Source organism: Priestia sp. HNGD-A6 (genome assembly GCF_045784335.1).
In the GTDB taxonomy this organism is placed as follows: domain Bacteria; phylum Bacillota; class Bacilli; order Bacillales; family Bacillaceae_H; genus Priestia; species Priestia zanthoxyli.
In genome coordinates this window covers 5,075,109-5,097,911 of the sequence record NZ_CP138621.1, presented here as the reverse complement: position 1 = coordinate 5,097,911, position 22,803 = coordinate 5,075,109, and the positions used below count along the sequence as shown (strand labels likewise).

24 protein-coding genes and 1 other annotated feature are annotated in these 22,803 nt (G+C 37.1%); of the genes, 2 read left to right on the top strand and 22 right to left on the bottom strand.

Going from position 1 to position 22,803, the window contains the following annotated elements; all coding sequences use genetic code 11:
* Window positions 1-53: 53 nt before the first annotated feature.
* On the top strand, window positions 54-1,238 hold the full coding sequence (locus tag SCI76_RS26505; protein WP_063247794.1) for an iron-containing alcohol dehydrogenase: 1,185 nt from the start codon (window positions 54-56) through the stop codon (window positions 1,236-1,238).
* A gap of 32 nt (window positions 1,239-1,270) precedes the next feature.
* On the opposite strand, the gene SCI76_RS26500 is transcribed toward SCI76_RS26505, so the two are convergent.
* The 6 genes from SCI76_RS26500 to SCI76_RS26475 all read right to left on the bottom strand — a co-directional run bounded on the left by SCI76_RS26500 (window position 1,271) and on the right by SCI76_RS26475 (window position 6,288).
* Window positions 1,271-1,618 (bottom strand): DUF805 domain-containing protein, encoded by a 348-nt coding sequence (locus tag SCI76_RS26500; protein WP_063247793.1) that lies wholly within the window; start codon window positions 1,616-1,618, stop codon window positions 1,271-1,273.
* A gap of 159 nt (window positions 1,619-1,777) precedes the next feature.
* On the bottom strand, window positions 1,778-2,779 hold the full coding sequence (locus SCI76_RS26495) for a DUF3231 family protein (protein ID WP_063247792.1): 1,002 nt from the start codon (window positions 2,777-2,779) through the stop codon (window positions 1,778-1,780).
* A 252-nt stretch (window positions 2,780-3,031) separates the two neighbouring features.
* Window positions 3,032-3,310 (bottom strand): hypothetical protein, encoded by a 279-nt coding sequence (locus tag SCI76_RS26490; RefSeq protein ID WP_028412968.1) that lies wholly within the window; start codon window positions 3,308-3,310, stop codon window positions 3,032-3,034.
* A 112-nt stretch (window positions 3,311-3,422) separates the two neighbouring features.
* The gene (locus tag SCI76_RS26485) at window positions 3,423-4,334 is read right to left on the bottom strand and encodes an NAD(P)/FAD-dependent oxidoreductase (RefSeq protein ID WP_407544802.1); all 912 of its coding nucleotides are present in this window, start codon (window positions 4,332-4,334) and stop codon (window positions 3,423-3,425) included.
* 181 nt (window positions 4,335-4,515) lie between these two features.
* Window positions 4,516-5,325, bottom strand: a complete 810-nt coding sequence (locus SCI76_RS26480; protein WP_048019105.1) for a hypothetical protein — start codon at window positions 5,323-5,325, stop codon at window positions 4,516-4,518.
* 150 nt (window positions 5,326-5,475) lie between these two features.
* A complete protein-coding gene (locus SCI76_RS26475; RefSeq protein ID WP_063247790.1) occupies window positions 5,476-6,288 on the bottom strand; it encodes an amino acid ABC transporter substrate-binding protein in 813 nt (270 codons plus the stop codon).
* A gap of 320 nt (window positions 6,289-6,608) precedes the next feature.
* Between SCI76_RS26475 and SCI76_RS26470 the strand changes: the two genes are divergently transcribed.
* The gene (locus SCI76_RS26470; protein WP_328174965.1) at window positions 6,609-7,679 is read left to right on the top strand and encodes an LLM class flavin-dependent oxidoreductase; all 1,071 of its coding nucleotides are present in this window, start codon (window positions 6,609-6,611) and stop codon (window positions 7,677-7,679) included.
* A 289-nt stretch (window positions 7,680-7,968) separates the two neighbouring features.
* On the opposite strand, the gene SCI76_RS26465 is transcribed toward SCI76_RS26470, so the two are convergent.
* From SCI76_RS26465 to SCI76_RS26390, 16 genes are all read right to left on the bottom strand, one after another.
* Complete coding sequence (locus SCI76_RS26465; RefSeq protein ID WP_063247788.1) at window positions 7,969-8,325, bottom strand: DUF805 domain-containing protein; 357 nt, start codon at window positions 8,323-8,325, stop codon at window positions 7,969-7,971.
* Window positions 8,326-8,375: 50 nt separating this feature from the next.
* The gene (locus SCI76_RS26460; protein WP_063247787.1) at window positions 8,376-8,723 is read right to left on the bottom strand and encodes a DUF805 domain-containing protein; all 348 of its coding nucleotides are present in this window, start codon (window positions 8,721-8,723) and stop codon (window positions 8,376-8,378) included.
* Between the two features lie 268 nt (window positions 8,724-8,991).
* Window positions 8,992-9,414, bottom strand: a complete 423-nt coding sequence (locus SCI76_RS26455; RefSeq protein ID WP_048019101.1) for a DUF4275 family protein — start codon at window positions 9,412-9,414, stop codon at window positions 8,992-8,994.
* Window positions 9,415-9,492: 78 nt separating this feature from the next.
* Entirely contained in the window at window positions 9,493-10,722 is a 1,230-nt protein-coding gene (locus tag SCI76_RS26450; protein ID WP_063247786.1) for an MFS transporter, read from the bottom strand.
* Between the two features lie 67 nt (window positions 10,723-10,789).
* Window positions 10,790-11,034: a binding site (T-box leader), on the bottom strand.
* A 42-nt stretch (window positions 11,035-11,076) separates the two neighbouring features.
* Complete coding sequence (locus tag SCI76_RS26445; protein ID WP_013057473.1) at window positions 11,077-11,691, bottom strand: AmiS/UreI family transporter; 615 nt, start codon at window positions 11,689-11,691, stop codon at window positions 11,077-11,079.
* Between the two features lie 148 nt (window positions 11,692-11,839).
* Complete coding sequence (locus SCI76_RS26440; protein ID WP_048019099.1) at window positions 11,840-13,021, bottom strand: NupC/NupG family nucleoside CNT transporter; 1,182 nt, start codon at window positions 13,019-13,021, stop codon at window positions 11,840-11,842.
* Between the two features lie 19 nt (window positions 13,022-13,040).
* Window positions 13,041-13,439, bottom strand: a complete 399-nt coding sequence (locus tag SCI76_RS26435) for a cytidine deaminase (protein WP_013057475.1) — start codon at window positions 13,437-13,439, stop codon at window positions 13,041-13,043.
* Between the two features lie 59 nt (window positions 13,440-13,498).
* Window positions 13,499-14,173, bottom strand: a complete 675-nt coding sequence (gene deoC, locus SCI76_RS26430) for a deoxyribose-phosphate aldolase (protein ID WP_047750685.1) — start codon at window positions 14,171-14,173, stop codon at window positions 13,499-13,501.
* A gap of 21 nt (window positions 14,174-14,194) precedes the next feature.
* Entirely contained in the window at window positions 14,195-15,496 is a 1,302-nt protein-coding gene (locus SCI76_RS26425; RefSeq protein WP_102194808.1) for a pyrimidine-nucleoside phosphorylase, read from the bottom strand.
* A gap of 182 nt (window positions 15,497-15,678) precedes the next feature.
* Window positions 15,679-15,819, bottom strand: a complete 141-nt coding sequence (locus SCI76_RS26420) for a hypothetical protein (RefSeq protein ID WP_407544796.1) — start codon at window positions 15,817-15,819, stop codon at window positions 15,679-15,681.
* Window positions 15,820-15,825: 6 nt separating this feature from the next.
* Window positions 15,826-16,002 (bottom strand): hypothetical protein, encoded by a 177-nt coding sequence (locus tag SCI76_RS26415; RefSeq protein WP_407544794.1) that lies wholly within the window; start codon window positions 16,000-16,002, stop codon window positions 15,826-15,828.
* A 5-nt stretch (window positions 16,003-16,007) separates the two neighbouring features.
* Window positions 16,008-16,958: a sugar-binding transcriptional regulator gene (locus SCI76_RS26410; RefSeq protein WP_407544792.1), complete on the bottom strand. Its 951-nt coding sequence runs from the start codon at window positions 16,956-16,958 to the stop codon at window positions 16,008-16,010.
* Window positions 16,959-17,159: 201 nt separating this feature from the next.
* Window positions 17,160-17,543 (bottom strand): hypothetical protein, encoded by a 384-nt coding sequence (locus SCI76_RS26405; protein ID WP_221814556.1) that lies wholly within the window; start codon window positions 17,541-17,543, stop codon window positions 17,160-17,162.
* 119 nt (window positions 17,544-17,662) lie between these two features.
* Window positions 17,663-18,463: a hypothetical protein gene (locus SCI76_RS26400; RefSeq protein WP_231504516.1), complete on the bottom strand. Its 801-nt coding sequence runs from the start codon at window positions 18,461-18,463 to the stop codon at window positions 17,663-17,665.
* A 20-nt stretch (window positions 18,464-18,483) separates the two neighbouring features.
* The gene (locus SCI76_RS26395; protein WP_407544790.1) at window positions 18,484-21,918 is read right to left on the bottom strand and encodes a hypothetical protein; all 3,435 of its coding nucleotides are present in this window, start codon (window positions 21,916-21,918) and stop codon (window positions 18,484-18,486) included.
* Complete coding sequence (locus SCI76_RS26390) at window positions 21,915-22,793, bottom strand: DUF4007 family protein (RefSeq protein ID WP_407544788.1); 879 nt, start codon at window positions 22,791-22,793, stop codon at window positions 21,915-21,917. Before SCI76_RS26390 ends, SCI76_RS26395 begins: the two co-directional genes overlap by 4 nt.
* Between the last annotated feature and the right edge of the window lie 10 nt (window positions 22,794-22,803).

Below are 22,803 nucleotides of genomic sequence, written 5' to 3'. Positions count from 1 at the left end.
ATCAAGCAGCTGCTTGATATAAAAAAATTTTCTATAAATCGGAGGGCAAACAAATGACCATTTCAAAACTAGTTTTCACCCCTCTCAGCTACACAGGATGGGGATCACTTCAGCAACTGCTTCCGGAAGTAAAAAAATATGACCCTGCTCATATTTTAATCGTCACAGATCCCGTGTTAAAAGACATTGGACTTGTAGATAAAGTGAGTGCTCCTCTTATCCAAAATGGATACGAAGTAGATGTATATGCAGATACGGCACCAGAGCCGCCCTTAGCGCTTGGTGAAAAACTCGTATCTTACGCAAAAAGCCGAAAATTTGATTTAGTCATTGGAGTTGGCGGCGGCAGCGCATTAGATTTAGCAAAACTTGCGGCCGTTTTAGCCGTTCACGACGGAGCTGTAGAAGAATACTTGAACTTAACTGGTAGAAAACAAATTTCAAAAAAAGGTCTTCCTAAAATTTTAATTCCCACAACTTCCGGCACGGGCTCAGAAGTAACGAATATTTCTGTGCTGTCTCTTGAAAGCACAAAAGACGTTGTGACCCACGACTACTTGCTTACGGACGCCGCGATTGTAGATCCCGAGCTTACGCTGAGCGTGCCTCCTAAAGTAACGGCGGCTACAGGGGTTGATGCATTAACTCATGCCGTTGAAGCTTATATATCAGTAAATGCAAATCCAGCAACAGACGCCTTAGCCCTAAAGGCTATACGCATGATCAGCTCTTCTTTAAGAGCAGCTGTAGAAGATGGCAAAGATAAAGAAGCGCGAACTCAGATGAGCTACGGAAGCTATTTAGCAGGTCTTGCTTTTTTTAACGCCGGTGTTGCTGGGGTTCATGCACTTGCATACCCGTTAGGTGGACAGTTTCATATTTCTCACGGTGAATCAAACGCCGTACTGCTTCCATACGTTATGGGCTATATCCGCAGCAGCTGCGTGACAAAAATGCGGGATATTTTTGAAGCACTAGGTGGAAACGCTACCTCTTTATCAACAGAAGAAGCTTCTTACCAGTGTGTAAAACACCTGCAGTCACTTATCAAAGACGTCGGAATTCCTCAGACTCTTCGCCGATTTGATATTCCAGAAAGTGCCCTTCAAAAGCTGACAGAAGATGGCGTCCAGCAAAAACGAATTCTCGCTCGCAGTCCTTTGCCTCTTCATGAAAAAGACATACGAGCCATTTACCAATCTGCTTATGATGGAACTATAGTAGAACCTATGCACTAAAAAACTCCCCCTTATATAAGGGGGAGTTCTATTTATGCTGCTTTGGCCGTTGTACCAAAACGATTCTCTTTTGGATCGCTAGGCTGGCAGAATAAAACAATTAGCCAAATACCTCCAATGAGTGGAACCAATGTAATGAGCTGCCACCATCCGCTTTTTCCCGTATCGTGGAGCCTTCTTGCTCCTACCGCTAACGAAGGGACTGCAATCAATAACGAGTAGATTACAGGCAGAAAAAGAGGCTTATCAATAACGAATTGTATGAAAGACAGAATAAATGAAATAACAAAGTTAACTAACACAAACATCCAGTATTCAGTTCGGCTTGCTCGACCAGAAAATACCCCATAATTTTTTAACACCTTTATGTACCATTTCATCTGAAAAACCCTCCTTTTTTATCATATAATTGTAAATTTATAGTTTATATATCCTTTTTATTCAAACAACAAACCGTTAAATGAACAAATAACGACATTTTTATCCAAAAGAAAAAACTTCTTTAAAAAAAGAAGTTTTCTTGATGTATTATGATCTTTCTATTTAATCAAATCATTTCGGTCTTCCATACTTGGCGGTTCCTCAAGCCATCCGTTTTTGGCCATGATTTTTCCCCCGTCTTGCCCGTATGTTAAAATGTCTTTGGCCGTACTGACAAGTGTAAAAGGAAGATCTCCACGCAAACTAAACGCGGTGCCTAAAGCGTTGCTCCCCAGCCCGAAACTGCAGAATAAACTCACGCAGTACATCATCAGTTTATCTGAAAAAGGTGCTACTTTTGATTCTGTCGCTTTCGCACCCCACGTCGCAGGCGTCTGAATATCACTCTCCAGAAGAATTTTGCTATAATCACTTACAACTTTCTTAGCCAGCTCTTTTCCTTTTACAAAATACTTCTTCACTTCAGGTTCATTTGCTACTTGAGCAAACCCTGTAATCATTTGCATGCCAAGAACGTTGCTTTCAATTGCATAATAAATATGTGCTACCTCTACAGTATTTAATGCACGTTTACTCGAAAACAAATGGATTCCATTCATGTAATCTGTGCCTTCGGCAAACTTCACTGTTTTAGGTACTGAAACAGCTGGAGGTCTTGGAAGCACGTTTTTTTCCTGAAGATAATCTACACATTTGTCATAGCCACTTTGCGTGAAAGCGGTAAGCTCTTTATATAGTGAAATCATGTCTTTTCTGTAGGACATGGTTAAATGAAGCGTATGTAGCCCCATGCTAATTTCTTTTAAAAGGCGAAGAAACATAATATCAAACATCTTATCATAAAGCTTAGGAACACAGACATTTACGTCTTTTTCTGTGTATCCTACCGGTATGGCTGCCCCTTCATTCTGTAAAATTTTTTTGATATCTTCAATGTAGTTCACCACTTGCATATGCGTATCTTGCATAATTTCTTTTGCTCGGTCATCTTCTGCGTGTGCAATAAAATATTCTAAGATTCTTCGGACCATTGTCTTTTGCTGATAGGTCATCCAAAGAGTAGCAATTTCACTTGAACTTAAGGGTATTTCTTGACTCATACACTAAACCTCCTGCTAGGGATACATAGAGCTCTATTTATTCAAAAGTCGGCATCTGTACAAGTGAAGATTGTATTCTACTTTAACGTTCATTCACGTAATCAGATACAAAACTCTGTCTCTTCCTCAATTAATTCTGCTTTATTTACTATGCGCAAACTGGAAGAATTCTATGTATTTCCCCTTGCTTTTAAATGGAGGAAACAAAAAAAGCCCCTTTCCATTCAAGGCGCTTTTTCAAAGAAAACGGTTTTATTCCGTCGTATCAGAAATTCTTTTGTAACTTCCGCACTTTTTTAGATATTGAATAATATCTTGATCTTTTACACGCTGGATAGCTGTTCCGAACAGTTCTGCTGCTACCTGCATACGTTCATGTTTATGTTCAATGGTCATAATATATCGAAGCGCATCCACAACCGGTGCATTGTGACGTGTACGACGAGTTATGTACTCGTGAATGGCTTCATTTAACCCTTCCGATTCTGCTTGTTGAAACTCAGGTTTTCTTACTGCTTGACTATATACCACTTTTTTGCCACTCCTTCTCCTCATTTTTAATCATGTTTTATCTCTCTTTTATTTCCAGTTCCCTAACAGAAAGGAAACAAAACATGCAATTTTACTTTTTTTATAAAAATAATTATTTTTCATATAGTTCTAACAGACGTTTGTGTATCCAGATAGCTGCTTGTAAACCTTCTCCCATCGCTACCGTCACTTGTTCAGAATGAGCCACAATGTCTCCTGCTGCCCACACGTTTGAAACGTTGGTTTCTTTTGTACGCGGATTTACGATAATGTGCTGATTTTCCAGAAGTTCTGCTCCGAGCTCATACGCTAATTCTGTTCGAACTTTATTTCCTCCGAACGCTAAAAAACCTCTTTCTCCATAGATAAATTCATTGTTTTCGAGGATGACTCCTTTTAACATTTCTGCTTCAGCTATGATTTTTTTTATTTCCGCTTCTTTATAGGTAATTCCCTTTTGCATCAAGGTATCTGCTAAGGGTCCAATCTCTTTTTTGTCATGATTAATGTACGTAATGTCATTTGCCCAATATGTTAGCGTAAGAGATAAACTCGCTCCTGCTTTTCCTGACCCTAGTACTAATACCCTTCTATTATTTACTTCATACCCATCGCAGTCGGGACATACATATACGGTTTTTCCCATACAGTGATATAGCTCTTGCTGAAGTTCAGAAGGAATCCGGTCTACGACTCCGGTCGCAAACAGTAAAGTAGCTGCTTCGTAGTTCGCAGAGTTTGTAATGACGTTAAACCCCTCTATTTCTTTTTCACACTGAAGGACACGCTCTTCTGCAAATTGAATGCCGTAGCTTTTTGCTTGCTGCCTTCCCGTTTCTCTTAGAGTTTGCCCGCTTATTCCCTCAGGCCATCCCAATATATTTTGATAATTTTTGCAAAGATTGGAACGGCCATCGTTTGAATCAATAACCAATACACTGCGCTTATATCTTCCAAGCTGAATAGCGGCTTGAAGTCCTGCAATTCCTCCACCTATAATGACACAGTCATACTTGTCTGCCACAGCACATCACCCCAGCTTTTACTATTTTCTAAACGAAAGCTTCAGTTTTTCATTATCTGTTTTTCCATTAATTTTATACGCTTTATTGCCTTTATTTTTTAAAGTCATTCTTCATACAAAAAAACCGCCTCGGCAGCTGCCCTGCCTAGAGACGGTTTTTTATAAAATAAAAAAGACGATATTACTCATTTTTCTTTCCTGCTTCTTTTCCATTAATTTTAGTAATCAGCTCTTCTTTATATACTTCACTATCTTTCCCGTAGCGTAGACGACTATAACAGTTGGGACATAGTGCCGCAGCGTCCTTTGGCTTAGCTAGTCCGCTCTCTGAAAGCTTTGAAAGATAGTACATTTGCACAAAGGAGCTTCCATCTTTTGCGATAAACGGCGCGCTTCCTCCGCAGGCTTCACAAATGCCTGCTGCGCGTTTGTGAACATATTGTTTAAGAGCTGCCGTTTGTTTGTAAACACTTGTCTTTTTTTCTTCTCCTAATGAGAGCTGGCGAAGCTGTTCAGTTGAATAAGGTGAAACATCCAGCTTTGCTGCTTTTTCCTCGATTACAGGATTTCGTTCAAGTTCAAAAATAATAGCTTCACGAAGCTCTCCGTCTGAGTCCCACATAATTTCTAATTGATGATTAATATACGTCACTTCATCAATGAACTCTACTACTCCAGGCTCCACGTAGTGAAACAAGTAAACGGCTTTTCCTGATAAGAAATGTTCACGAAGCGCTTTATTGCCTTTAATGAGCTGCATCGATCCTCTTTGGCCTTCTCCTGTATAGAAAAAAGCGGTTTTATCTCTGTTCCACCCGTGTCCTGTTCCGTATTCACTTCCGCTTTCTTTTGTGAAAATAAAAATATATGGATGCGCTTTTGGCGTTGATATTTCGCTTTGTTCCTGTCCTTTATAAAGCTTATGAATTTGTTTTCTGCGATAACGATGTCCTTTTTGAAAGAAATCTCCGCGCTGTAAATCCGTAATCAATGAATGGCCTCCTACTGCGGTCCTGCTTTTATAGTACTTATAGCTCTACTATACACTAATTTTTGTTTTCTTTGCAGATCGTTTCTTCTGTCTATTGGATTTATATGATACCAAAAAGCAGCTGTATGGGCAGCTGCTTTTTTGCGATAGTCAATTTTGCACCGTATAGTCTTCTCCTAGCCATTTTGTGCTGAGTTTTTTTAATGTACCGTCTTTTTTCAGCTTTTTAATCGCCTGATCGACTTCCGACTTTAACTTTTCGTCTTTTTTGTTAAACATAAAATATACTTTTGAATTAATCACGATATCTCCAACCGTTTTTTGCTGAAATTTCAGCGCTTGATTGCTAAAGTCGATGGAAAATGGTGTCGCAAGCGTAGCATCTGCCCGGCCTGTTTTTAATTGAGTAGTAGCATCATCCGCACCTTGACCGGCGTAAATTACATCGATTTTATTGCCGTGTTTTTTATTGTATTTGTCTAGATAGACAGCCGCATTGCTTGTAGCTCCTACAATCATTTTTTCACCTTCTAAATCTTTTAAGGAATGAATATCATCTCGAGTTTTAGGGACCGTTACATAAAGCGGAGAATAATTATATGTTTCATCATTAAATAAAAACTTTTTCTTCCGCTCAGCGTTTTGAGCCATGTTATGAGCAATCATATCAATTTTATTACTTTCTAAGCTAAGAAGCAGATTTGAAAATTCCATCGTTTTAAATTCAAATTTATAATCCTTTAACTCTTTGTCGATCGCTCTTACTACTTCTACATCATAACCGGTCAGTTTGCCTTTATCATCAATAAAGCAAATGTTAGGAAACTGAGTGCCCGTTCCAACAACAATCGTTTGAACATCTTTTTCTTTCTTTTCTCCTGCACTTGAAGATACGTTTTTTCCGCATCCTGCCACGCTCACAGCTACTACAATTGAAAGTAAAAACAGCCAATATTTTTTCATACGTTCCTCCCCTGAATCCCTCTATTATGTAATAAAAAGAGGCTCTTGATAAAGCACCTGCTTCATCAAGAGCCTCTGGTTAACCAGTGGGCTTACTTCGTGTAAGATTATTCACATCATAATACTAGTTAACCGATAAATCAAGTAGGTTTTAGAAAAAAGATTATCTTGACAGCTCGGCGCCTACCGCTTAAGATACAACTAATAAAACAATGAAACTGCATATCTACCAGTCAACTGGAGGCAAATGGACACGATAATGAGTGTACGTTTGCTTTTTTTATTGTCGTCCACCATTTTATCTTTTGGAGGTAAAACGTATGAAATTTGCTTTATTTAGCCTTATTCAAAACATTCCAAACCCGGTTACTGGAAAAACATTAACTGCTCAAGAAAAATTTCAGCATGTGTTAAATCAAGCAGTACTGGCAGAAAAATTAGGTTTTGATGCTTACGGAGTCGGCGAAAGACATGGAGCTCCTTTTTTGTCTTCTTCTCCTCCCGTTGTTTTAAGTGCAATCGCTGCTAAAACGTCGCACATTCGTCTTCTTACTACCGTTACCGTTCTAAGCATTTTAGATCCTGTACGAGTAGCTGAAGATTACGCAACGCTTGATCACCTGTCGGGTGGACGCCTTGAACTGATTATTGGAAAAGGCAATGATCCCCGTCATTATCCGCTTTTTGGCATTACAGAAGAAGAACAATGGGAGTCTCTTGCTGAAAGATACGCTCTTTTAAAACAGCTTTGGACAGAAGAAAATGTCACGTGGAGCGGCCGTTATCGTCCGCCTTTAACTAACGTTACGACTCAGCCTCGGCCGTTTCAGCCTTCTATTCCCGTTTGGCATGGAAGCGCGTCAAGCCCGCTGTCTACAGAACTTGCAGCTAAATACGGAGAGCCTCTATTTTCATCCAATTCTTTTCACCCTCAGGCTAAATATAAAGCGCTGATTGACCATTACCGCGAACGTTTTGCTTATTATGGCCATGACCCACGCAAAGCCATCGTCGGTTCAGGGGCAAGCAGCCTATATATTTCTAATACAACGGAAGAAGCGATTCGCCGCTATCGTCCATACTATAACGCATTTAGCAATACAGAAGCAGCCAAGCTTAATCAATCGCCATTCACATCACTAGAAGACATCGTTCAACACGGCCCTGCTTTAGTAGGAAGCCCAGAGCAAATCATTGAAAAAATAATAGACTATCACCATGCTTATGGAAACGAAGTGCTGAGCATCAGCGTAGACGGTCTAAGCGAAGCAGAGCAGCGCGAACAGCTAGAGCGCTTTGCAAGTGATATTGCACCTGTTCTTCGAAAAGAAATTCCCGGCAGCGTGTGGGAAAATGAAAAAAGAGGCCAAGGCCAAGATATAACGAAATGAATCCAACCTAAAGACGAACAAATCAGATACATGAGCTGGACCGCTTATGACACCGCCGTTGATTTCCGTGCTAGGCTTCGCTTTCCGCGGGCGCTAGAAGAACCTATACACATAAAATTCACGTTCACCATCACACTATGAAAAAATCCGAACTAATTGGATTCTCCATCAAGAATCTCAATTAGTTCGGATTTTCTTCAACTAAATTACTTTTGTCCCAACCTCTTTTTAATTTAGATACAATTCACACGTTTAGTTTACTCACTTTTAAACTAATAAACCACTCTGGTTAAGAAGCCTGCGTGTCTGTGTCGTAAATATTGGCCGTTACTTCGCTTCTTTGACAAAGTAAGATGAGCAGCCAAATGCCTCCGACAACTGGAACAAAGTTAATTAAATACCACCAGCCGCTTCTTCCTGTATCATGCAGTCGGCGAACAGTAACGGCAAGTGAAGGGAGAATCATTGCTGCTGCGTATAACCATATTAAAATAGGTGCAAAGACTGTAAGTGAATCAATGAAAATAAATATAAATGGAACAAGCGCAAAGATATAACTAAATAATGTAAACATCCAATACTCCGTACGCGTTGCTCTCCCTCGAAACGTTGCATAATTTTTTAACGCTTTTATATACCAGTGCATTTTTAAACCCTCTCTTTATTTATTAAATTAAATTATCTAACGGTTAAAACCTACGCAACTTTATTTGGTACATCAAAGCGATTTACCTGCTCCTCACTTCCTAGACATAGAAGAATGAGCAGCCAAATACCCCCGATAATTGGAATAATGCTAATGAGTTGCCACCAACCGCTTTTTCCCGTGTCATGCAGGCGGCGCGCTGTCACAGCAAGTGATGGGATTAGGACTGCCACAGCGTAAATTGTAAACAAAAATGTAGGCTTCTCTGTCATGAATTCAATAGCTGAAAGCACGCAAGAAATAATAAAATTAAATAAGACAAACATCCAATACTCTGTACGTGTTGCTCTTCCTTGAAACGTTGCATAATTTTTTAGCACATGTAAATACCATTTCATACAAAAACCTCCTTTTTAAACCTAATTTTGTAAGACAAGCTTACTAGCAGTAATTACCTTAGCATACAAAAAATTAATTTCATATCCTATTTTTTGAAAAAATCCCAAATGGTAATATAGATATAGGAGAGAGATGGATAATAGTTAGTAATAAATACCCAATAAATTCAGTTAAAAAACCATTTAATTACTATAATTACTTTTAATTTATAAAATGTTTTTTTATAACAAAAATCCTGCCGTATTAATCGGCAGGCTCTATCTTTACTTATGTGCGGTAAAAGTAAGGTCCACATGAACTTTCATGCGTGATCACATAAGTCCACGTAAAATCTTTATCCACCACGTATAAATCTTCTAAATACATATTTGTATTTTCACTTAAATCATCAGTTGTTAAATGCTTACATTTAGATAGCTGCAGCACTCGTTCATCATGCTCAAACAACAAATAACAGTCGTTCTTAACTTGGTGCTCAAACGCTTGAACCGCTTGTTCTCCTTGTAAACAAGGTAGCTTTTCATAGCTAAACGCATGCCATAAAAATTGGTCCATATAAATTTTCTTTTTTTGCGATGCGCTTAAAGCATCTGTAAATTCATTTTCCCACCGCTTCCGGAAGAATTCACCTTGATTCGATAATTTTTTAACAAACATTCCTTTTTTCTTTAACGCATCTTTCATTTTCACTGTGCTTTCTCACCCTTTATTCTGTATTCATTTCTTTTTATCGGCTTCTTAGCTTATTTTTACATTAGTACCTATGCGTTAGATTCCTTGTTTTTTGACTAAACTTATTTTATAAAACGCCGGCTTTAACGTGCACAAAAACAATACAACCGTACTTAAAAGCATGATCAGGCTTCCACCAATTACAGCTCCTTGAATTGAAACAATGTGTGCAGCCATTCCGCATAGAAAGGTCATCATAATAATCAGGAGTGACTCAAGCAGTCCATAGATACTTCCTACTCTTCCCATCATGTCAACGGGAATGCTGTTTTGATAAAAGGTTTGAAAACCAGCACTTGCAAAAGCTAACGCAAAAGATAAGCTAAAAAATCCTGTTCCCATGGTTTGAAAAGAAGACGAACACGCGTACAGCAAATAGCCAAGCGATACTCCTACACTGCCGGCGCCTATGAGAAAGTTCGTCGACAGCTTCTGAGCCAACAGTGTATTCACAACTGCGCCAATCATAATACCAGCGCCTGCTACGCTTAATAAAAATCCGTATTCACTTTCGGACAAATGAATGACTTTTGTTGCAAATGAAACTTCAAGTGAATCAATTGCCGTGGCCATGACCATTAAGAAACTGAATAATACATAAATGGTCATAATATATCTGTTAGCTCTACTGAAACGAAACACCACTTTCCAATCTTCTCCAATCGTGTTTACAGAGAGTTTATTTTCTTTAGCTTCTGTTTTTATATCTAAGTTCGGCATTAATAAAGTAACCATTCCTGACACCACGAGCGCTGCAGCATTGGCATAGATAGCAAACGCAGGCGTTCCAATCATAAATAACGCACCGGCTGCAGCCGGACCAAGAAGAAAGCCTCCTGAGTCAATCAAACTGCGCAGTGAATTAAATCTTTTTCGCTTTTCAATTGGAATAAGCTTTGTGATATAGACCATCGATGTCGGACGAAACATCGAACTTGCCATACTGATGATAAATACCAGCACATAAATGATAAGGATGGATGAGAAAAACGGAAGGCAAACAATAATTCCGGCGCGCATCCAATCTAAAAACATCATCAGCTTCCGTTTGTTCATGCGGTCAATTAAGCTTCCAGACCATATATTTGTACAGAGCGCAGCAAGCGGCTTTATCATGTATAGTCCTGAAACCGCAAGCGGCGAATTCGTCATATCAAGCATCATGACATTTAAAGCAATTAAATAAATCCAGTCGCCGATATTGCTAGTGCCAATTCCAAACAGCAATAAACACGGGTATTTCCAAGACAACAGCTTATTTTTCATAAAAGAAAGGCCTCCGCTTCATTATTGATTTTTGCCAATAAAAAAATCCCACCCCCAAGACATCTGTCTTAGGGGCGAGATTATAAATCGCGGTGCCACCCTAGTTTGTTCATATGTCGCCATATAAACCTTATCGAGTACGGCTTTCGCTTATACTCTAGCTTTGTAACGGAAGCAGCCGTCGCACTATCACGTTAGATCCAATGCGCTGCTCAGAGGCTTGTTTCAACAGCGTTTTTCTTGCTCCTTTTCAGCTTCCGGAGCTCTCTGCTAAGAATACGCGCTGTCTACTTTTCTCTTCACGGCATTTAATTTCTAACATCTTACCATTATTATCTATTTTTTGTAAATACTTTATTTCAAAATCATTTTTTTCGGCTGAGAAAAGAATAGTCGGTATCCTACGTATACAAAATAAATGATGGAAGCTACTAGCACGATTCCCCACATATTGTACATATCTTTATTTCCCCATACGCCCGTTAGCGAAAACAGCGCTGGAATTGTTAAGGTAACCCACGACTGTACAATCGCCACTTTCCCTACATATGCAGATACATCTTTTTTGCTCGTATTAAGCACATAAAATAAAAACCATAAAAACGACCAAAGAATCCATGTAATGGCGTTTACGACGTCATGATAGTGAACAAGAGAAACCGTCACGTACACTAAAGCGATAATCGATACCCAAAGTGAATAATAGCCCAGCCCCGTTCCCTGCATTCCTTTTAATACCGTCACGCCTACATATAAATACGTAAGGCCAAATAAAAAGATTGCCGTTCTTTCATATAAAATCCAGTTGCTTTGGTCTGACGTAATAATTAAATAAAACGGAACAATAACTTGAAAAGCTCCAACAAATAAGTTAAATACGCCTACGTTTTTTTCATCCGCTTTTCCAAGCAGCATGAGTCCGTTTAAAAATAAAGCTGCACCTGACAGCAACAGTCCAATTTGATCCATTTTTCAGTAAGAAAAGCCCCCAGCTTTTCTTGTCCTCCTCTGTGTCGATGTTTTTCTTTAGGATGCGCGGAGCTATGGTTTACATGTAAAAAAGAAAAAGCAATTCCTTTTGAAAAGGAAACTGCTTTTCTTTCTGTTTCTATTACACTTATAAAATGAAGCTGACAACAATCGCTGACAGTACGCTTACAAGCGTAGCTCCATAAAGTAAACGAAGACCAAAGCGCGCTACTGTATTTCCTTGCTTTTCACTTAAGCCTTTAACCGCTCCTGACACGATTCCAATTGATGAGAAGTTAGCAAATGATACTAAGAATACGGATACAATTCCAAGTGTTTTAGCACTGAATGTTGAAGCCATATCTGAAAGACTCATCATTGCCACAAATTCATTTGTTACAAGTTTTGTTGCCATAATTCCGCCCGCTGCTACTACTTCTGAAGCAGGAACACCCATGATGAATGCAAACGGTGCAAACACATAGCCAAGCAGGTGCTGGAACGACAGACCAAACAGCATTTCAAACACGTTATCAATCGCAGCCATCAGCGCAACGAAACCAATTAGCATCGCACCTACGATAATTGCTACTTTAAATCCATCCATAATATATTCGCCAAGCATTTCAAAGAACGTTTGCTTATGACCTGTTTGTACCTCTAAAATATCTTCTTGATCCGTTACTGTGTAAGGGTTAATGATAGAAGAAATAATAAATCCGCCAAATAAGTTAATCACAATTGCTGTTACTACGTATTTTGGTTCAATCATTGTCATATAAGCACCGACAATGGACATTGAAACCGTCGACATAGCTGATGCACAAAGCGTATATAAACGGTTTGGCGGCAGTTTGTCTAATTGCTTTTTAACGGTAATAAATACTTCTGATTGACCTACAATGGCTGAAGCTACTGCGTTATAAGACTCTAATTTTCCCATTCCGTTAATCTTGCTGAGAACTAACCCAATCCATTTCATAATGAAAGGAAGAATTTTAAAGTGCTGTAAAATCCCGATTAAGACAGAGATAAAAACGATTGGAAGCAGCACGTTTAAGAAAAACGGCATTGATCCTTTGTTCGCAATGCCCCCAAATACGAACTCTACTCCTTGGTTTGCGTATGAAAGCAGCTTTCCAAAAACGCTGGCAATCGCATTAATAATAATCAAGCCAAACTTCGTGTTTAGAAGTAAAGCTGATAAAAGAAGCTGAATCACAACCATAATAACGATTGGTCTATATTTGATTTCTTTACGGTTATTACTTGCAAGATACGCTAATCCAAAGACAACGAGTAATCCTAAGATGCCAATTAAATATTTCATAGTATCCTCCACTGCTTACTTATTTTTGTAAGTCTTTTGATGAAAAATAGCCCGGTAAGATTTCGTTAATGTTTGTAATCACAAAATCTCCTTTTAGGTTTGCTAAGATAATTTGTGTGTGATCATCACAGAACTCAGCTAATACTTGTCTGCATGCGCCGCAAGGAGAAATTGGGCCGTCCGTATCTCCTACAACTGCAATAGCTGAAAACTGCTTGTCCCCTTCTGAAACAGCTTTAAAAATAGCCGTTCGCTCAGCACAGTTCGTCAATCCATAGGAAGCGTTTTCAATATTGCATCCACGATAAATCTTCCCATCGGTTGTTAAAAGAGCTGCACCAACATGGAAGTGAGAATACGGTACATGTGCTTGTTTGCTTGCTGCGATTGCTTCATCTATTAATTGTTTTGGCTCCACCGTCATCATCCTTTGCTTAGTTTACAGCAGGTTAGTTAGTACTAACCTGCTGTCATTTATTAATAATCAGAGTTGCTTAATTGACCTTTTGCAATTGATACGCCAGAGCTTGCACCAATACGTGTTGCACCAGCTTCAATCATTGCTTTTGCATCTTCTAAGCCTCGAACGCCGCCAGAAGCTTTTACACCTACATCTGGTCCAACCGTTTTTCTCATAAGCGCTACGTCTTCTACCGTTGCGCCTCCTGTAGAGAAGCCTGTTGACGTTTTAACAAAATCAGCTCCAGCTTTTACAGCTAGCTCAGAAACTTTTGCTTTTTCTTCGTCTGTTAAAAGAGCTGTTTCAATAATTACTTTTACTAGCGCTTTTCCTTTTGCAGCATCCACTACTGCTTGAATGTCGCTTTGCACTAAGTCATAGTTTTTATCTTTTAACGCGCCGATGTTGATTACCATATCTACTTCATCTGCACCGTTTTCGATTGCATTTGTTGTTTCGAATGCTTTTACTGCTGAAGTAGTAGCTCCAAGAGGGAAGCCGATTACCGTACATACTTTCACTTCTGGAGCATCGTTTAATAACTCAGCTGCTTTTTTTACCCACGTTGGATTTACACAAACCGAAGCGAATGAATATTCTTTTGCTTCTTGTGCTAAAACCGTAACTTGCTCTTCTGTTGCATCTGCTTTTAATAATGTATGATCAATAATACCCGTAATGTTTTGACTCATTTTGTTCTTCCTCTCTCTTTCTTAATGAATTTCTTTATAAATTAACGTTGGAGCTTCTACTTTTTCAGCGACCGTGCTGTAAGAATCATAAACGATATCCATTACTTCCTGTACATCTTCGCTATTGCTGTGGATTGTAACAAGAGAGTCGCCTTTTTTCACTGAATCTCCAACTTTTTTATTTAGCATAATACCAACTGCTAAGTCGATTTCAGATTCTTTTGTTGCACGTCCTGCACCTAGCTTCATTGCTGCTACGCCGATTTTTTCTGCAACGATTTCTGAAATATAACCATCTTCTTTTGCTGGCACTTCAATTTTGTGCGCTGCATCCGGTAATTTAGACGGATCGTCTGCAACAGAAGCGTCTCCGCCTTGTGCGCTTAAGAACGTTTTGAACGATTCTAATGCTTTTCCGTTTTTAATTACTTCTTGAAGCATTGCACGCGCTTCATCTAAGCTGCTTGCTTTTTCAGCAAGTACAACCATGTGACTTCCTAATGTTAAGCAAAGCTCTGTTAAATCTTCAGGACCTTCGCCTTTTAACGTGTCGATAGCTTCTTTCACTTCAAGCGCATTACCAACCGCAAATCCTAGAGGCTGGCTCATATCTGAGATGATTGCTTTTGTGTTTCGGCCTACGCCTTTTCCGATTTCAACCATTGCTTTTGCTAATTCTTCAGCGTCTTCAAGCTTTTTCATAAATGCGCCGTTCCCCGTTTTTACATCCAAGCAAATAGCATCTGCTCCAGCTGCAATTTTCTTACTCATAATTGAGCTTGCAATTAACGGAATCGAATCAACTGTTGCTGTTACATCACGAAGCGCATAAAGTTTTTTATCCGCTGGCGTTAAGTCTCCGCTTTGACCGATAACGGCAATTTTATTTGTATTTACTAAACGAATGAATTCTTCGTTTGTAATTTCAACGTGGAAGCCAGGCACTGCTTCTAGTTTATCAATCGTACCGCCAGTGTGTCCTAAGCCGCGGCCAGACATTTTGGCAACCGGTACATCAACCGCAGCTACTAAAGGTCCTAATACAAGTGTTGTTGTATCACCTACGCCGCCTGTGCTGTGTTTGTCTACTTTAATACCTTCAATTTTTGATAAGTCGATTTGATCGCCTGATTCAACCATTGCTTGCGTTAAATTTACGCGTTCTTCCTGCGTCATTCCTTGAAAGTAAATGGCCATCGCAAATGCCGATAGCTGATAATCAGGTAAATCCCCTTTTGTATAACCTTCGATAATAAAATCGATTTCTTCTTTATTTAATTCATGTCCATTACGTTTTTTTTCAATTAAGTCAACCATTCTCATGACGTTTTCCCCCTAAAAGTATCTGCATATTGTGCATCCACTAAAACGTTTTCAACAACTTACACCCTTACTATATAATAGCTTTGAACAATTGTAAACAGATATATTTACATTTGTTCAAAAATATTTATAGCTGCTGTTTTAGTGAATAAAAAAAGACTTCCGCACTCGGAAGTCTTCCCTTATTTTTCAGCTTTTATCACAAATGACAACACGATTCGGTACTTATTCTTTACCTTTTTATAAGGAATTAATACATATGGCTGATCAGGCGGCGTAAATCGTTCAATTCCTTTTTGATTAGGATCAGGAGAAAAGTACATTCTTCCCTACCGTTTAATGATATAGCCCGTGGTTCCTTTGGCAATCACTCCGTCTTTTGAAACGTCCCCTTGAAAAGGATACCGGTTTCGCTGTGCCTGCAGAGACGACACGGAATAAGATACAATATCTTCTACTATTTCAATTCGATGAAGCTTTTGCTCTTGAAAAAACAGCGTCTTCATCTCCTTTACTCTTGTTTATCTAATAAAAAGCGCGCCGTGAACTGATCAGTAACGAGTACATTTGCAAATTTCCCTTGCAGCGCTCCGTAAATGCTGTCGATTTTCTGATCCCCGCCAGCTACTAAAATGGCGTACTCTTTCTTCTTCAGCTCCTCCAAATCAAGTCCAAGCGTCCGTTCATCCAGGCTTTCATTGCAAATTTGTCCATCCTTATCAAAAAAGCGTGAACAAATGTCTCCTACTGCTCGCGAGGAAATCATCTCTACATCTTGTTCGGAAAAGTAGCCAAGCTGAAAAAGCAGCGAATCCGTTTTAATGGGGCCCGTAGTAAACACGGCAATGTTGGCTTGCTTGCCTAAATCTAAAATGCGCTTAATATGACGGTCTGTTTCCATTGCTTTTTTGACTACCACATGATCAACAATCACAGGCAACGGAAGATGCATAGGAGGCGTATTGTATGCCTTTCCAAATAAGTACATAATTTCAGAAGCATATGTGCTCGTTTCCGAATGGCTTACGCCGCCTTTTAACTGCACAACCTGCACGTCATTCACATACTTTTGTTTTAAATCGATGGCCACTTGATAAAGAGTTGTTCCCCACGTCACCCCAATAATATCTCCATCTTTTACGATGTCATAGAGATAGTCAGCTGCTGCCACGCCTAGATGACTTTTAATAATGTGATTTTCATATTGAGGCACCGGTGTGACGATTACTTTTTTTAGATTGAATTTTTGTTCAAGCCGAGAAGACAATTTTTCACTATTGATAGATGAATCCACAATTTTAATTTGAACAATGCCTTCTTCTTTTGCTGTCTGCAGCAATCGAGAAACCGTAGGCCTTGATACACCAAGTTTTTTTGCAATTTCACTTTGATTATAATCAAGAATATAATACATCCTTGCCGCTTCAATCACCTTATTAAATTTCTCTTGATCCATCTCCATCGACTTGTTCTCCCTTACCTCATGAATTTCTTATCCCAATTTTACCAAACTTATGTCTTTAGTTTACTTGTTTGATGAACAAAATTTCAAGAGGGGATTTTATAAAAAGAAAAAAGAACTTCATCTTACAAAATAAGATAGAAAGTTCTTTCTAATTTTATATTCATTTTGATCATTCTAATATTAGAGTTCTTTCATTTTTTAATTTTTAGCATAACACTTATTATGAATTAAAAAACAAGATTTACATTCGTCTATTTCTTCATGAGTTAATGATATTACAAATTTTTCTGTAGTATATGGATTATAATATATATACTCATATTCATCTGAAACTTCAGTTTTAATCCCTGCAAATTCACCTACCACAAAGGCATGAACGCTTTTTTGCTGAGTCTTACGAACTTTATCTTGGCCCTTTTTTTGAACACGAAACTTTGCATTTTCCAACAGTATCCCTTCTCCATATCCAATAACCCTTTGGGTAGTAGCATCCTGAATAGAAAACATATTTTTATGCAAGTTTCTATACACTCTTATTTTCTGACCTATTTCAATAGTTTGCTCTTCTCTAAGATGTATCATATATTCACCTACCACTACTAAGTTCTTTATAAAGTAGCTTGTCCATATGTAGAGAAAATATATATATCTATATAAAAAAACATAAGTTGCACAAAAGCTTGCTTTTGTGCAATTTATGTTTAAGAAAATGAACACACGCATGGTACCGTTTCATCTGAAGTTTTTAAGAATTTGTCTATTCCTTCGCAATCCATCTGTTGTCTATATTGTTTTAATGTATAAGGTCCACCGTTCTTTTTCAGAATGGAAACATCTTTGTCAAAATGTTTACGGAAATTCTCTTCCATTTCTTCTTGCTCCGCGTAACGTTCGGGCCAAATTTTATACAATTGTGCATAATGTTGAAAACCTCCTCGAACACATCTTCCTCCACAGTTAGCGTGAGAGAAGCCTAGCTCATACATACGAGGTAATTTAATACCCCATTCATTCTCAATAATTGATTTAGCATCAATATCTTCACGAAAAGTATCAACCATTGGAAAACGTGTTTCGATAGGCTCTAAAGGATAATGCTTATAAAACTCCGTTAAATTATCGGAACGATGAGTTTCATGAGGACCAATTCCAAAATACAAAATTGGCTCTAGATTATGTTTATCGCGAAGCTCTTCTAAGAAAACTATCGTTTGATATACCTTCAACTCCTCCGAACACTTCGCCAAACGAGAATTCCCTAAAAAGCGGTAATCGTAGAAGACTTCTTCTGGCGTTCTCCCATCGATTCTTTCAGTAATCTCAAGACCTATATAGTCAGACACTTCATCCATAAACCGGTAATTATCTTCATCTTCCCATAACGTATTAGTAAAGAATAAAATACAATTTTCTTTTCCATAAGTTTGTACCATTTGGTAAGCTACATATGCACTAGCAGCTCCACCACTAAACATTGCAACATGGACAGGTTTTCTTTCCATAACTAGCACCACCTAATTTTCTACTCTATAATTTCTTCTAATAATTTATAAACTAAATATTCCACTTCTTCTCTTGGTACATTTCTCCCTGCATTTCTAATCATACGATTTATATTGTTGTATATAGTTTGAGACTTAGTAGACAATTCCACATTTGTAATAGATTTCACTTTATTATTGTACTTAATTTCTATTGACTTTTCATCAATTCCGCTTGAGTTGCTTACAGATTTATATTCGTTTGCTAATTGTTGATTAAATACCTCACTAGTTCTGTCGGACCAATTCTCAATTTCTACACCTGAAAAAGTTGATATGAATTCTTCGATAGGCTTTTTAGCTCCACTAGTCTTTAACAAACTTTTTACTAAGGAATTTCTTTTTTGAATAGCTGGTTCTTGCTGCATTGCCCAGTTTCTTGCATCCTCAAAGCTTTCAACTTTAATTACTTTATTTACTTCTTTCTCTATTGAATTTAGATACATTGGGAAGTGAATTTCTAAAGATTTTTTATTTCTTGTAACAAACTCAATATCCTCTTTATATAGAGCAAAAAGTTTCTTTAATGTATCCTGCGGGTTAATCTCGCTTTTTCTAATCAATTCTTTAAAGGTACGTTGTTCTTCACTCATATTATTTGAAATCTGTGTAATACGAGGTAAGCTTCTAAGCCACGTCAACATACCACTACTTAGGCGAATAACCCTTGGTTTTTTACTCACTAGCTCATTTTGATAGCTACTAAATTGTGATTCTAAATGCATAAAGAAGTTATCATATTCTTCACTAAATCGATAGTAAACATATTGATATTCGGTTGCTTCTTCAAACATTTTATAGAGGGTTTCACCGTCAATTCCAGCCACATACATATCATTTCTATAAAACATTAATTGATCCCATTTGTCTCTTAAAAGCGCTACTAATATGATAGGAATTAAAGGTTCTCTTAATCCGTAAGGGTCATTAGTCATCACTTCAATAAATTGTTGTAGATTTCCTTGAATATTATTTTCCAAATAATTCAAAAGATCTTCTCTTAAACTTGCTAGCTCCACACTTTGCAAATTATCTAAATTGTTAAGGTCAAAGTGATTATTTTTGAAAATAGTAGCATAGATCAAATACTCTGGACCTTGCCCTTCAATACCTAAATTATTTTGATCATAACTGTTCAAGATATGATCTAATACTTTATAACCTGCTTTTCTTTGCATGTTATTAACTGTTTTTCTATTAAATGAATCATTACGAACTTCAAGAGTCAATGGATATTTCGAAAACATGATGTCACTTAATAACTTTTCTAAATTAATTTCATTTGCTACATCAATCTCTTTCTGATTATATATCCAATCGCAATCATTATTATAGGCTGTATATTTACTAATGAACTCTTGAATTATATAAACTACATCTTCTCTTTTTAAAGTCAATTCACCTTTTAAATTTTTATCCTGGTTTAGGAGTTCAACATCTTTTAATAAATCGTCAATTACTTGCAGTTCGATTACTGCCTCTTTTACAATGTTAAATGAATACTTACTTATACAAAAAATACTCATGTCATCTTTAATTTCTTTAATTTTACTTACTAGTTCATTATAGTGATGACTTGATTCTAAAATTACATAATATAAAGTTGCATCTGCTTTATTAGAAGTTCGGTTTCCGATAAAATCAATGTTTTCATCTAGGATATCTTGTTCAAATACAAATTGGACTTCAGCATACCTAGTCATACTTTTTACATCATTATATTCATTAGCAAGATAAAATCGCTTCGTCAAACAATTTTCCAAAGCTTTTACCTGTTTATTTTTTGAATTATTTAAGTTCGGCATCCTACTTAAGATTAATTCATCAATAAAGAACGAACTTCCCTCTTGTAATTCCCAATATCCTAGAACACGATTATATCTTACTGCTTTTAAGGCTACTAATTGGTTTAAACTATCTATTAGTATTTCTTTTTTGATATTTAAAGCAAACATTAAGAAATCTGTATCTAACTTGAACCTTGCATGCAAGCCAGATAATTCCCATAGTGTAATCATTTTCAGGATTGAAGATTTAATTTTATCTTTTTCTAGCTCTGGTGTTTTACTGATTAGTTTCTTATATATTTTTAAAGACTCTAATCCGTCACCACTAACATCTATATCATGAATAGATGGAAAGAAATACGAAAATAAATCAGAGGGCAAATAGTAATCTTCAGTTTTCTTCAGATGATTCTTTAACCCACCTGTTTCATTACTTTCTAAGAAAGTAAATAAAGTACGCTCATTTTGTCCAAATGCACTAGACAATTGAGGTAATAAAAATAGGGTAACTGGATGTATAGGGTATACACCTTCAATCACTAGCTTTTCTAATTCTTGTTGATTAAGCTCTGGAAAAAGAGGATATTTACGCAATTGATTAACTACATCATTTAGATGTATATTCTCCGGAGATGCTCCCTTTAAATACGCATCTGCTATACGAATAAATGTAAAACTATCGCTTTCTACATAATAAGATTTAAACCTTTTCTCAATACGTTGAAACTCATTCCGGAATTCTTCTTGAAACACACGGAAATACTGACTTAAATTTCGATGAGTAATTAATAAAAGGTGTAAATTATCTTCATAATGATCCGTTAGTTCAGCTAGGTCTTGTAAATCCTGCATCGTTTCATGAACTTGGATTAACTCTAAAGTTTGTAGCATTCTTCCAAATTCATCGTATGCAATAAATAGTCCTAGATTCTTCCTTTTTAGTTCATTTAGCACAAATTTAATTTGACTAATAAAATCTGTTTGATAATCTACGAAAAATTCTGCACCGGCTGTCAATTCCGGGTAAATAGAAATAAACCAATCGATTTCTTCTTTTTCCTGATTTAAAATTGCTAATCGCCATAATTTAAAATCTTTGTCATTCTCTGCTAGCAAACGTTTAAATGCTTTAAATGTCTTATTAAATTTTTCTTCCCACAGTTCCACAACTTGTATTATTTTACCGTTTTGTCCAGGTAAAACAATATCGATTTCATTTTCATTCAAAGTACGTATAATAGCATTGAGAATAGCATGTCGAAAACGTCCTTCATTTCCATTTAATGCTACTGTTAAATATGTAGTTGGATTATCCGTTACATTGTTTAATTCTTCATATATTTCATCATGTACCTTGTTAAATTTCGATTGTAGACTTTTGAACGTTTCTCTATCAACTTGTTTGGAAACAATTCCGCCAACGATTGTAGCAATTAGAGATTTGCCTGTACCATAGGGACCCACAATCATATGAGCTTTCGAATTTGTAGAATTAGTAAATCCTTTTAACAACCCTATAAGTGATTCAGCATGAGAAGGTGTAGGTAGATATCTGTTAATAAATTCTTTTTTACCTAAATCAAATTTTATATTAACACTTGTTTTAAAAGTATCATTAGTTCTAATCATTTGGTTACACCTACCTTACGACGATATTCTTGTTGTAAAAATTCATATGGAGTAATTTCAGGAATTCTAATTAAATCTAGATTATTCGTTCGAATAAATGTTAAATTATAAATAGGATTTTGCGTTAATTCATTCAAAGCATTTACAATAGCACTTCTTTTCATGTTAAATACTTTTCCCCATAATGCGGGTTGATTAACTAAGTCATCTACACTTATATTACTTACTCCGTAAAGGGTTTTATAATCTAAGAGTACATACATTAGCGCCGATAAACCTATATCATTTACTGAGGTAGTCCGTTTATATACAATCCCCTTCTTTTCCTCTACTAACTTTGTTTTGTTGAGAGGACTTTGAATGACTTCTTCAGGATCACTAGTATTTTGCCCAGCAGTATATAGTTTTACCAAACAATCAATATCCCTCTTTAGAGATCTCTCTGAAACAGGCTTACTTTCATTCTTTTCTACCCATAAAATTAGTTCACTTAACAGATTATCTTTTGTAATGATAGTCTCATCGAAGTAGTTAAAGTACCAATACCAGGCTGTGCTAGGCTCTTTTTCCTTTACCATCTGATAGTGTAGGATCGCTGCAGTATCTTGAAGTTTAACAAACCTATCATATTCAAAAATTAAACGTCCCAATTCTGTAATTTTATGAACCTTTTTTCTATCTTCATTAAAAACCTCTTCAACAACGCCGGTGGCTACTACCCAATAGCGCAGTGATTGAACCATATTTTTACCTAAACCAATTTTTTCAAACGCTTCTTTATCATAAAAGAAGCGCTCATCTATTTCTAAATGCCTAATTGCCTTATTTAACCATCTATCCCTTAAATAAAAACTTTGATGTTGTCCGTATCCCATTCTTTCTCGC

Excerpts from the sequence above, each read along its gene's own strand:
- SCI76_RS26400 (WP_231504516.1), bottom strand. The coding sequence starts at position 18,463 with ATGGAAAGAAAACCTGTCCATGTTGCAATGTTTAGTGGTGGAGCTGCT.
- SCI76_RS26445 (WP_013057473.1), bottom strand. The coding sequence starts at position 11,691 with ATGGATCAAATTGGACTGTTGCTGTCAGGTGCAGCTTTATTTTTAAAC.
- SCI76_RS26500 (WP_063247793.1), bottom strand. The coding sequence starts at position 1,618 with ATGAAATGGTACATAAAGGTGTTAAAAAATTATGGGGTATTTTCTGGT.
- SCI76_RS26460 (WP_063247787.1), bottom strand. The coding sequence starts at position 8,723 with ATGAAATGGTATTTACATGTGCTAAAAAATTATGCAACGTTTCAAGGA.
- SCI76_RS26470 (WP_328174965.1), top strand. The coding sequence starts at position 6,609 with ATGAAATTTGCTTTATTTAGCCTTATTCAAAACATTCCAAACCCGGTT.
- SCI76_RS26410 (WP_407544792.1), bottom strand. The coding sequence starts at position 16,958 with ATGGAGATGGATCAAGAGAAATTTAATAAGGTGATTGAAGCGGCAAGG.
- SCI76_RS26450 (WP_063247786.1), bottom strand. The coding sequence starts at position 10,722 with ATGAAAAATAAGCTGTTGTCTTGGAAATACCCGTGTTTATTGCTGTTT.
- SCI76_RS26405 (WP_221814556.1), bottom strand. The coding sequence starts at position 17,543 with ATGATACATCTTAGAGAAGAGCAAACTATTGAAATAGGTCAGAAAATA.
- SCI76_RS26465 (WP_063247788.1), bottom strand. The coding sequence starts at position 8,325 with ATGCACTGGTATATAAAAGCGTTAAAAAATTATGCAACGTTTCGAGGG.
- SCI76_RS26440 (WP_048019099.1), bottom strand. The coding sequence starts at position 13,021 with ATGAAATATTTAATTGGCATCTTAGGATTACTCGTTGTCTTTGGATTA.
- SCI76_RS26425 (WP_102194808.1), bottom strand. The coding sequence starts at position 15,496 with ATGAGAATGGTTGACTTAATTGAAAAAAAACGTAATGGACATGAATTA.
- SCI76_RS26415 (WP_407544794.1), bottom strand. The coding sequence starts at position 16,002 with ATGAAGACGCTGTTTTTTCAAGAGCAAAAGCTTCATCGAATTGAAATA.
- SCI76_RS26390 (WP_407544788.1), bottom strand. The coding sequence starts at position 22,793 with ATGGGATACGGACAACATCAAAGTTTTTATTTAAGGGATAGATGGTTA.
- SCI76_RS26495 (WP_063247792.1), bottom strand. The coding sequence starts at position 2,779 with ATGAGTCAAGAAATACCCTTAAGTTCAAGTGAAATTGCTACTCTTTGG.
- SCI76_RS26475 (WP_063247790.1), bottom strand. The coding sequence starts at position 6,288 with ATGAAAAAATATTGGCTGTTTTTACTTTCAATTGTAGTAGCTGTGAGC.
- SCI76_RS26505 (WP_063247794.1), top strand. The coding sequence starts at position 54 with ATGACCATTTCAAAACTAGTTTTCACCCCTCTCAGCTACACAGGATGG.
- deoC (WP_047750685.1), bottom strand. The coding sequence starts at position 14,173 with ATGAGTCAAAACATTACGGGTATTATTGATCATACATTATTAAAAGCA.
- SCI76_RS26395 (WP_407544790.1), bottom strand. The coding sequence starts at position 21,918 with ATGATTAGAACTAATGATACTTTTAAAACAAGTGTTAATATAAAATTT.
- SCI76_RS26420 (WP_407544796.1), bottom strand. The coding sequence starts at position 15,819 with ATGTACTTTTCTCCTGATCCTAATCAAAAAGGAATTGAACGATTTACG.